A 10259-nucleotide genomic window follows, 5' to 3' on the forward strand; every position below is an offset into this window, starting at 1 on the left:
AACCCATCGAACCCCGCACACACCTCCCCGAACGCCTCCCGAAACACCTCGAACCCCAACAACCCCGAACCCATCCCCGACCACTGCGCCCCCTGCCCCGTGAACAACAGACCGACAGGCCCGCCGGAGGCAGCGGGCGGCGCGGAGTGGTCGGCGATCCGGGTCAGGCCCTCAGTCAGTTGCTCCAGGTCCGAGCCGACGACGACGGCCCGGTAGTCCCCGACGGCACGCGACAGCAGGGACACACCCACGTCCGCTGGGCGCACCTCCGCACCCGCGTCCGACACGAACTCCCGCAACCGGGCCGCCTGCGCCCGCAGCCCCTCCGCGCTCCGGCCCGACAGCACCCACGGCACCACCGGAAGAGCCTCCCTAGCGGCCGGCGGGGGCTCGGTCACCTCCTGCGGCGCCTCCAGAATCACGTGCGCGTTGGTCCCGCTGATCCCGAACGAGGACACCGCCGCCCGCCGCGGCTCACCCGTCTCCGGCCAGGCACGTGGCTCCGTCAGCAGTGAGACGGCACCCGCACTCCAGTCCACATGGCTGGTGGGTTCATCGACATGCAAGGTCGCCGGCAGCTCGCCGTGCCGCATCGCCTCGATCATCTTGATCACCCCGGCGACCCCGGCCGCCGCCTGCGTATGACCGAGGTTCGACTTCACCGAACCCAGCCACAGCGGCCGATCCGCCGTGTGATCGCGTCCGTACGTCGCCAGCAGGGCCTGTGCCTCGATCGGGTCGCCGAGTGTGGTGCCCGTGCCGTGGGCCTCGACGGCGTCGACCTGGGCCGCGCTCAGGCCGGCGTTGGCCAGGGCCTGCCGGATCACCCGCTGCTGCGAAGGGCCGTTCGGCGCCGTCAGACCGTTCGACGCCCCGTCCTGGTTGACCGCCGAACCCCGCACCACCGCCAGCACCTCATGACCACGGCGCCGCGCCTCCGACAGCCGCTCCAACAGCACCAACCCGACACCCTCACTCCACCCGGTGCCGTCCGCCGCCTCCGCGAACGCCTTGCACCGACCGTCCGCCGACAACCCCCGCTGCCGCGAGAACTCCAGGAACATGCCAGGGGACGCCATGACGGTCACGCCTCCGGCGACGGCCAGGGAGCAGTCTCCGTTGCGCAGGGCCTGGGCGGCGAGGTGCAGGGCGACGAGTGAGGACGAGCAGGCGGTGTCCACGGTCACCGCCGGGCCCTCCAGTCCGAACGCGTAGGCCACGCGGCCGGAGGTGACGCTCACGGTGCTGCCGGTGAGCAGGTGCCCGCCGTGGTCGGCGTGTCCGTCCGCGAGCCGGGGGCCGTACTCGTGGGTGGTCGCTCCGATGTAGACGCCGGTGCGGGAGCCGCGCAGGGCGTCCGGGTCGACGCCCGCCCGCTCGAACACCTCCCACGACACCTCCAGCACCAACCGCTGCTGCGGATCCATCGCCAACGCCTCACGCGGCGAGATACCGAAGAACTCCGCGTCGAAGTCACCCGCGTCGTGCAGGAACCCACCGTGACGGGTGGACGAGGACTTCGCCTGCCGCTGCGGATCGCCGTCGAACAGGTCCACGTCCCAGCCACGGTCCTGCGGGAACTCCGAGAGGCCCTCCCCGGCCGACCGCACCAGCCCCCACAGGTCCTCGGGGGACGCCACGCCTCCCGGGTATCGGCATGCCGCCCCCACCACCACGATCGGGTCGTCCGCCGTGGAGACGGAGGCGGTGGCCTCGGTCGGGTGGTCGGTGCCGGAGATGCGGGTGTGGAGGTGGGTGGCCAGGCGTTCGGGCGTGGGATGGTCGAACAGCAGCGAGCTGGGCAGGTCGAGTCCGGTGGCGTCGGCCAGTCGGTCCCTGAGGGAGACGGCGGAGAGGGAGTCGAAGCCGAGGTCGCGGAAGGCCCGTCGGGTCTCCAGGTTCGACGGGTCGCTGTAGCCGAGGATGTCGGCCGCCTCGGCGGTGACGAGGGCGAGGGCGTCGCTCGGGCTGAGGTGTGCACCGGATGTGACCAGAGCCGGCGGATCGACGGGCTCAGGGAGATCGGCGGGGGCCGGCGCTGTGCCGGGTCCGGCGGGTGCGTGGCCGGCCCCGGCGTCGCCCGCCAGCCAGTGGCGTTCACGCTGGAAGGCGTAGGTGGGGAGGTCGACGTGGTGGGTGCCGGTGCCGTGGAAGACCGCCGACCAGTCGACGGGGACACCGTGCAGATGTGCGCGGGTCACCGCGGTGAGGACCTCGCGGGCCTCGGGTGCGGCGCCGCGGCGCAGGGGAACGGCCAGGGTGGTGGGCAGGCAGTCCTCGGCCATGGTGGACAGGACACCGTCGGGTCCGATCTCCACGAGGGTGGTGACTCCGATGGCGTCGAGCCGGCGCAGCGCGTCGTGGAAGCGGACGGTCTCGCGGACGTGGCGCACCCAGTGGCCGGGGTCGCGGATCTCGTCGGCCGTCAGCTCCCGGCCGGTCAGGGTGGAGACGATCGGGATGCGGGGCGGTCGCGGGTCCAGTTCGGCGGCGACGGCGGCGAAGTCGCCGAGCATGCCGTCCAGGTGCGCGGAGTGGAAGGCGTGGCTGACGCGCAGGCGCCGGGTCTTCCAGTCGCGGTCGGCGCAGGCGCGGGCGAGGCGTTCGACGGCGGCGGCGTCCCCGGACACGACGAGGGCACGGGGGCCGTTGACGGCGGCCAGGTCGAGTCCGTGAAGCGCGTCCGAGCCGTTGATGAGGTCTTCCAGCTCGGCGGCGGGGGCCCGTACGGAGAGCATGGCTCCGCCGCCGGGCAGGGCCTGCATGAGTCCGCCCCGGGCGGCGACCAGCTTGCACGCGTCGGGGAGGGTGAGCGCTCCGGCGATGTGCGCGGCGGCGAGTTCGCCGATGGAGTGGCCGGCCACGACGTCCGGTCGGACGCCCCAGCTCTCCAGCAGCCGGTACAGGGCGACCTCGAAGGTGAAGAGAGCCGGCTGGGCGTACACCGTGCGGTGCAGGTCGGGATCGTCGTCGCCGAAGAGGACGTCGCGCAGCGGGCGGTCGGTGTACGGGGCGAGTGCGGTGTCGAACGCGGCGCACAGTTCGTCGGCCGCGGCGCGGAAGACCGGCCACAGGGCGTGCAGTTCGCGGCCCATGGCCGCCCGCTGGCTGCCCTGGCCGGCGAAGAGGTGTGCGGTGCGGCCGTCGCGGGGGGTGCCGCGCAGGACGCCGGGGGCGGGGGTGCCGTCGGCGAGTGCGGCGAGGCCCGCGAGCAGGGCGGTGGGGGCGGTGTCCGGCCGGTCGTTCGGCTGCGGCGGGGCGGGCAGGTCGGGCAGGACTGCGGCCCGGTATTCGAAGGCGGTGCGGGTGGTGGCGAGGGCTCGCGCCATGTCGGCGGGCGGCAGGTGCCCGCCGGTCTCCGTGAGGTGGGTGTGCATCCGGCGGGCCTGTGCGCGCAGGGCGGCGGCGCTGCGGCCGGAGAGCAGGAACGGCACCATGCCGGTGGTGGTGACGGGGGCGGGGGCGGGCTCTTCGGTCGGGCGGGAACGGAGCGGTGGTTCGGCGACCACGACGTGGGCGTTGGCACCGCCCATCCCGAAGGAGCTGACGCCGGCGGTCAGGCGTCGCCCCGGGTGGGGCCAGGGTCCGTGCTCGTGCTGGACGCTCAGGCCGAGTTCGGTGAGGGGGACGGAGGCGGGGGCGGTGTGGAAGTGCAGGCTGCGGGGCAGTTCGCGGTGCTGGAGGCAGAGCAGTGTCTTGATCAGGCCGGTGATTCCGGCGGCGCCCTCCAGGTGGCCCACATTGGTCTTGGCCGAGCCGACGCGCAGCCGGTCGGCGCCGGTCCGTCCGGTGCCGAGGGCCGCTCCCAGGGCCGCCGCCTCGACGGGGTCGCCGAGCCGGGTTCCGGTGCCGTGCAGTTCCACGTACTGGATGTCGGCGGGGGTGATTCCGGCGCGGTCGCAGGCGAGGCGCAGCAGATCGGTCTGGCCGTGCCGGCCGGGGGTGGTGAGGGTGTCGGTGGCGCCGTCGTTGTTGACGGCGCTGCCGAGGATCACACCGAGGATGTGGTCGCCCTGGTCGAGGGCGTCGGACAGCCGCTTGAGCAGGACGACGCCGCCGCCCTCGCCGCGGACGTAGCCGTCCGCTCGGGCGTCGAAGGTGTGGCTGCGGCCGGTCGGTGACAGGGCGCCGAACGCCTCGGTGATGTCGTGGTTCTCGGCGGCGAGGTTGAGGTGCACACCGCCGGCGAGCGAGAGGTCGCACTCGCCGTCGCGCAGGCTCGCGCAGGCCAGGTGGACGGCGGTGAGCGAGGAGGACTGTCCGGTGTCGACGGTCATGCTGGGGCCGGTGAGACCGAGGGTGTACGAGACCCGGTTGGCGATGATGCCCCGGTGCAGTCCGGTCGCGGTGTGCTGCCCGACGGCCGGGGGGCCCTGGCGCTGGGCGAGTCGGGCGTAGTCGTCGGACATGGTGCCGACGAACACGCCGGTGCGGGAGGTGGCGAGCGTCGCGGGGACGACGCCGGCGCGTTCGAGGGTCTCCCAGGTCAGTTCCAGCATCAGGCGCTGCTGGGGGTCCATGGCGGCGGCCTCGCGGGGGCCGATCCCGAAGAACGCCGGGTCGAACCGGTCGACGTGGTCGAGGAAGGCGCCCTTGCGGGTGGTGGCCCGCGGCGCTGGGCTGCTGTGCAGTTCGGGGCGGTCCGCGGGGAAGTCGGTGACGGTGTCGTGGCCGTCGCGCAGTACCTGCCAGAACGCTTCGGGGGTGTCGGCCCGTGGGAGGCGGCACGCGATGCCCACCACGGCGACGGCCGGGGTGCGGTCGAGTCCTGCGAGGTCCTTGGCCGCCGGTTCCGACACGGTCCAACTCCGATCCGTCGGGCCCGGCGGGGCGCGCGGATGCCGTGCCGGGCGCTGTAGTGGTGGTGCAGAGCAGCAGGGTTGAGGGGGAACTGACAGTGGTCCGAGCGCCGTTGTGGCGGGTCAGGCCGGTCCGGTGGGGGTGCCGGGGCGGTCCCGGCGGCGGGCGCGCAGCCGGGTGACGACGAACCGTACGACCACCGCCAGCAGGGCGATCCCGACGACAGCGGTGAACCAGTTGGCGTACCGCTGCACGGTGTCGGCGTTGCGGCCGGCCGCGTAGCCGGCGCTGAGCAGGGCGAGGTTCCAGAGCAGCGTGCCGGCCGTGGTGAGGGCGACGAAGGGCAGCAGCGGCATCCGTTCGATACCCGCGGGCAGTGAGACGTAGCTGCGGACGATGGGGACGAGCCGGCACAACAGCACGGCCTTGGCGCCGTGGCGGTCGAACCAGCGCTCGGCCCGGTCGAGGTCGGTCTCCTGGACCAGCGGGATGCGCACGAACAGTGCGCGGGTGCGGCGCCGGCCGAGGAGCGCGCCGACGTAGTAGTGGACGACGGCTCCGAGGACGGACCCGGCGGTGCTCCAGAACAGCAGGGCGAGGAAGCTGAGTTCGCCGACGCGGGCGGTGTATCCGCCCAGGAGCAGGACGAGTTCGCTGGGCACGGTGGGGAAGAGGCTCTCCAGTCCGGTGGCGACGGCCACTCCCGGGGAGCCCAGGCTCTCCATGAGGTCGGTGGCCCAGTTGCCCGGACTGTCGGCCGTGGTGGCGGCCTGCGTCAGGTGTTCGAGGATCATCGCACTTCCCGGGCTCGGCTGGGTGGACACCGGTGACCGGCGGGCGGTGCGGCCCGCCGGTCCCGGGCGTGGTACGGGTCGGTCGCGAGGTCAGCCGCAGAGCTTGATGGAGTTGAGCGACTCGGTGGCGCTGACCAGGGTCCAGGTCAGTTCGCCGGTCTTGCCGGCGTAGCGGCCCTTCAGTCCGGCCGCCGGGAGCTTCTGCGTCTCCCCCGCGGCCAGCCGGGTCAGGTTGACGATGCCGGCGACCCGGATCACGCCGGTGTCCAGCGTGTACTTGGACGCGGACAACGAGAACAGCTCGCCCGTGGCGGCGTCCTGCTTGATGATGACGCCCTGGATGTCGTTGGTGCCGATGCGGTTGCGGTCCTCGTCGAGCACCGCGTCCTCGGTGATGACGACGTCCCCGACACTCGGCCCGGCCGGGGCCGCGTCGGTGGTCTCGGTGGTGACCAGCTGCTCGATGAACGAGACGGTGACGCAGGTGGAGCGGCCCTTGCCGTGGCCGGGCGCCGCCTCGGCCGCGCCGGCGGCGGTCCCTGCCGGTATGACGAGCGCGGTGGCCGCGGCTGCGGCCACGGTGAGCCGGACGGGGAACGATGATGAACGCACGGGTGTCCCTTCTGACGGGTGGATGTGCCGGGAGTCGGGCCGGTTGTGCCTCACTGCGGTGGGCCCGGTACCGACGGGGTGATGCTGTGCGAGTGCCCTAAAGCCGCCCTTGGCCTGGCCTGACTCGCCCTGCCGACGCCGGACGCGCGGATTCCGGGCGGGGCCGGGTGTGTTCCGGGCGGGCCGGGTGTGTACCGGTGTGCCGGGTGTGTACCGGGCAGGCCGGGTGTGTACCGGTGTGCCGGTCAGTCGGCGGCGGCTGCGCCGAACCAGGCGTCGAGCGCGGCCCGCAGGACGTCCTCGCCCCAGCCGTTGCCGTCGTGCCAGGCGACGCAGCCGTCCGGGCGCAGCAGCAGGGTGGAAGGCAGATCGGGCACGGGCTGGGCCCGCACCACGTCGACCCGGTCCGTCCAGCCGGCCGCGTCCGGTCCCCCGGCGTGGCCGGACAGGTCGAGGAGGACCCCCCGTCCACCGTGCAGGACCTCGGCCACCGCGATCTCCCCGTTCGCCGTCTTGATCCGGGCCCGCGGCAGCCGGCGGCCGAGCAGCCGGTCGCGCTCGGGCGGATCCGGGAAGCCCGCGTAGCGCATCGGGACGGCGGGGCCGAGGTTGGTCACCAGCTCGGCCAGGAAGACGTTGACGTCGTCGAACGCCAGGAACTCCGCCAGCATCTCGCGCATGTAGCCGGCCAGCGCGCGCGGGTAGAGCAGGGCGAGCTGCGCCTGGATGTTCATGCAGGCCATCCGGCCGGCCGCGTGCCGCTCCTCGTGGTAGGTGTCCAGCAGGCCCTCGGGGGCCCAGCCGTGCACCTCGGCGGCGATCTTCCAGCCGAGGTTCACCGCGTCACCGACCGCGGTCCCGATGCCCTGTCCGTTGTACGGGTAGTGGACGTGTGCGGCGTCGCCCGCGAGGAAGACGCGGCCCTCGCGGTAGCGCTCGGCGTTGCGGGTGATGATCGAGTAGTGGCGCAGCCAGTGGGCCTCGGTCGCCTTCAGTTCCGTCCCGGTGAGCCGCCGTACCGCTGCCCCGAGCTGTTCCAGGGTCGCCGGCCCGTCCTCGAACTCCGGTGGTTTGGTCGTGAATTCGGCGCTGAAGACGCGCATGGTGCCGGGGTTCAGCGGGGCGCCGAGGAACTGGTCGCCGTTGGGGGTGTACGACAGGCCGTACTGCTCGGGTGCCACGTCCGCGCGGTCGATCGCCACGTCGCCGACGATCCCGCGTACGACCACCCAGTCGTCGCCGATGTAGTCGATGCCGGCTCCCTCGCGGACCACGCTCTCCCGTCCGTCGCAGCCGACCAGGTAGCGGCAGTCCAGCCGCTGCTCGCCGGCGTCCGAGGCCAGGACCGCGGTGACCCGGGATCCGTCGGGTGCCTGCTCGAAGCCGGTGAGCCGGGTGCCCCAGCGCAGGTCAACACCGAGGTCCAGGGCCCGCTCGATGAGCGTCTTCTCCAGCCGGGACTGCAACACCATGTGGGTCTGCTCACGCGGTCCGGGCACCTTGTCGAAGGCCAGCGGCAGGTCCGCGAAGCGGACTTCGGGGAAGGTGACCGTACCCTCCCGCAGTCCGTCGGCCAGGCCGCGCTGGTCCAGCAGTTCCAGGGTGCCCGCGTTGATCGCCATGGCAGGCGCTTCGAGACGCTGCGCGGGATGCGGGTCCACCAGGACCGCGGGGACGTCTCGCATGGCCAGCTCGCAGGCAAGCATCAGACCGGCGGGTCCGACTCCCACGACGACGACCGGCTCACTCATGACAGGGCTCCTTCGGAAATGACAGAGGTAGGAACGGGGCGCGTCGCTTCGCTCACGTGTGCGCGGACGTGCCACCGGCGGGCGGCGCGGACCCGGTCTCCACGTCGAGCGTGGTCACCAGGTGACCCACCAGGGCCTCGGGGGTGGGGTGGTCGAAGATCGCCACGGGCGGGATCCGCACTCCGGACCGGGCCGCGATCCGGTTGCACAGTTCCAGCGCGGTGAAGGACGAGAACCCCAGCTCGATGAAGGAGGCCGCCCCGGCGATCTCCGTGGCGTCCGCGTGCCCGAGCACCTGTGCCGCGGTGTCCCGCAACAGGTCGAGCAGCAGGTCCGCGCGTTCGGCATCCGAGGCGCTCAGCAGCCGCTCCCGCAACCGGGCCGCGGCCTCGCCGAGTTCCGCCTCGGCGCCGGGCTCGGTCGGGAGGCCGTCGACCGCGCCGGGTCCGGCGACCTCCGGGATCGAGCGCAGCAGCGAGCCCACCTCGCCCTGCCCGGACTGGCCGGCATAGCGGTCCCAGTCCACGTCCACCAGGACCAGCTCCCGCTCCGGTCCTCCCATGGACCGCACCAGGCGCCTGGCCGCGAGCCGGGGCGGCAGCGGGCGGATGCCCTGATAGCGCAGATGTTTTCCGGCCGCGGTCTCCACTCCGTCCGGGGTGTGCCAGGGGCCGCAGGCCACCGACGTGACGGGCAGGCCCCGCTCCCGGTACGAGTGCGCCAGCGCGGCCAGCTGGGCGTGCACGGCCCCCTGTCCGCCGAGCCCGGCCGCTCCCAGAGCACCCACCACCGACGTGCAGAGCAGGAACGCCTCCAGCCCGTGCTCGGCGGTCAGTTCGCACAGATGGGTCACCGCGGTCGCGGCCGGCCCGAGCAGACGGTGGATGTCCTCTCCGTCCACGGCGCCGACCACGGTGTCGTCCAGCTCGGCGGCCAGGTGCACGACCGCCGTCAGCGGATGCTCCGGCGGGACGGTTCGAAGCAGTGCCGCCACGGCGGTACGGTCGGTGAGGTCGACCGGGACTGCGGCGGCCGTGGCACCCGACTCCTCCAGCGTCGCGACCAAGTCGGCCACGCCCTCCTCGCCCCCCGGTTCCACGGCCAGCAGCAGATGCCGTACGCCGTCCTGGGCGAGCCGTACGGCGATCTCACCCGCGAGCGCCCCGGACACCCCCGTCACCAGCACCGTCCCGTCGCGGGTCAGAGGCGGCGCGGTACCCGGCCCGGTGAGGTCGACCGGCCGCAGACGACGCCCGAAGACGCCCTCGGGCCGGACCGCGACCTGGTCCTCGCGCTCACCCGCGCGCCCCGTACGGCCCGCCAGCACCGCCCGGAGCCGCGCCCGCGTCCGCCGGTCCCCCTCCCCCGTCCGGTCCCCGGGCAGGTCGACCAACCCACCCCAGCGCTCCGGGTGTTCCGAGGCGGCGGGCGACTGCGCCAGCCCCCAGATACGCGCCTGGCCCGGGTCGGCGGACGGGTCCGGGCCGACGGAAACGGCACCCGCGGTCACGAACCACACCGGCACCCGCACGGCCGCGTCGTCCAAGGCATGCAGCAGCGTGGTGGACAGATCCAGTCCGTCCCACGCGTCCGACCCATACTCCCCGGGCTCCCTGGGCTCCCCGGCCTGCCCGTCAGCCCCGCTCCGTCCGGTGCCGGCGCACGCGAGCAGCGACAGCACGCCGGAGACCGGGCCGCGGGCGGCGGCCAGCGTCGCGCGCAGGTTCGCCGCGAGCGTCGAACGTCCCGTGCCCCGCTCCACGGCGACCTCCACCACACGCGCACCGCCCTCGGTCAAGGCGTCCTGCACGGTCCCCACCACCGGGTGCTCCTCGGCCCGCGCGGGCACCAGCACCACCCAGGTGTCGGCCCGCAACGACACCGACCCCTCGTCCGGGACCACCGCCCAGTCGAGCCGATGCCCCCAACGCCGTTGCCGCCGCCAGGCGGCGAGGCCGGGCAGCGCCTTGCGCCACACCTTGACCTCTCCGTCCGGCACACCCAGCGCCGCCACCGCGTCGTCCACGTCCTCGCGCTCCAGCGCCTCCCACAACTCGGCCTCCACGTGCGGCGATCCGCCTGCCTTGGCGGGATCGGCCCGGAGCCAGTAGGGCTGGTGTTGGAAGGGGTAGGTGGGGAGGTCGAGGTGGGTGGGTTGCTGGGGGAGGTGTGGGGTGAGGTTGATGTTGTGGTGGTGGGTGTGGAGGGTGGTGAGGGTGGTGGTGTGGGTGTGTTGGGGGTTGGGGTGGTGGGGGGTGGTGTGGGTGTGGGGTGGGAGGTGGGGGGTGAGGGTGGGGTGGGG

At 73.5% G+C, this 10259-nt stretch carries 5 protein-coding genes; all 5 read right to left on the minus strand.

Features of this window, described 5'->3' with window-relative positions:
* On the minus strand, positions 1-4799 hold a 4799-nt coding region (locus ACIQNG_RS38940; protein ID WP_401491952.1), incomplete at its 3' end, for a beta-ketoacyl synthase N-terminal-like domain-containing protein.
* A 123-nt stretch (positions 4800-4922) separates the two neighbouring features.
* Complete coding sequence (locus tag ACIQNG_RS38945; protein ID WP_401441576.1) at positions 4923-5594, minus strand: DedA family protein; 672 nt, start codon at positions 5592-5594, stop codon at positions 4923-4925.
* Between the two features lie 90 nt (positions 5595-5684).
* Complete coding sequence (locus ACIQNG_RS38950; protein WP_401491955.1) at positions 5685-6206, minus strand: hypothetical protein; 522 nt, start codon at positions 6204-6206, stop codon at positions 5685-5687.
* A 245-nt stretch (positions 6207-6451) separates the two neighbouring features.
* Positions 6452-7957: an FAD-dependent monooxygenase gene (locus ACIQNG_RS38955; protein WP_401491958.1), complete on the minus strand. Its 1506-nt coding sequence runs from the start codon at positions 7955-7957 to the stop codon at positions 6452-6454.
* 52 nt (positions 7958-8009) lie between these two features.
* On the minus strand, positions 8010-10259 hold a 2250-nt coding region (locus ACIQNG_RS38960), incomplete at its 5' end, for an SDR family NAD(P)-dependent oxidoreductase (RefSeq protein WP_401491961.1).

The sequence above is a fragment of the Streptomyces sp. NPDC091377 genome (assembly GCF_044757045.1).
GTDB lineage: Bacteria > Actinomycetota > Actinomycetes > Streptomycetales > Streptomycetaceae > Streptomyces.

Bases quoted from the DNA above. Each gene is read 5' to 3' on its own strand.
- ACIQNG_RS38945 (WP_401441576.1), bottom strand. From the start codon at position 5,594: ATGATCCTCGAACACCTGACGCAGGCCGCCACCACGGCCGACAGTCCG.
- ACIQNG_RS38955 (WP_401491958.1), bottom strand. From the start codon at position 7,957: ATGAGTGAGCCGGTCGTCGTCGTGGGAGTCGGACCCGCCGGTCTGATG.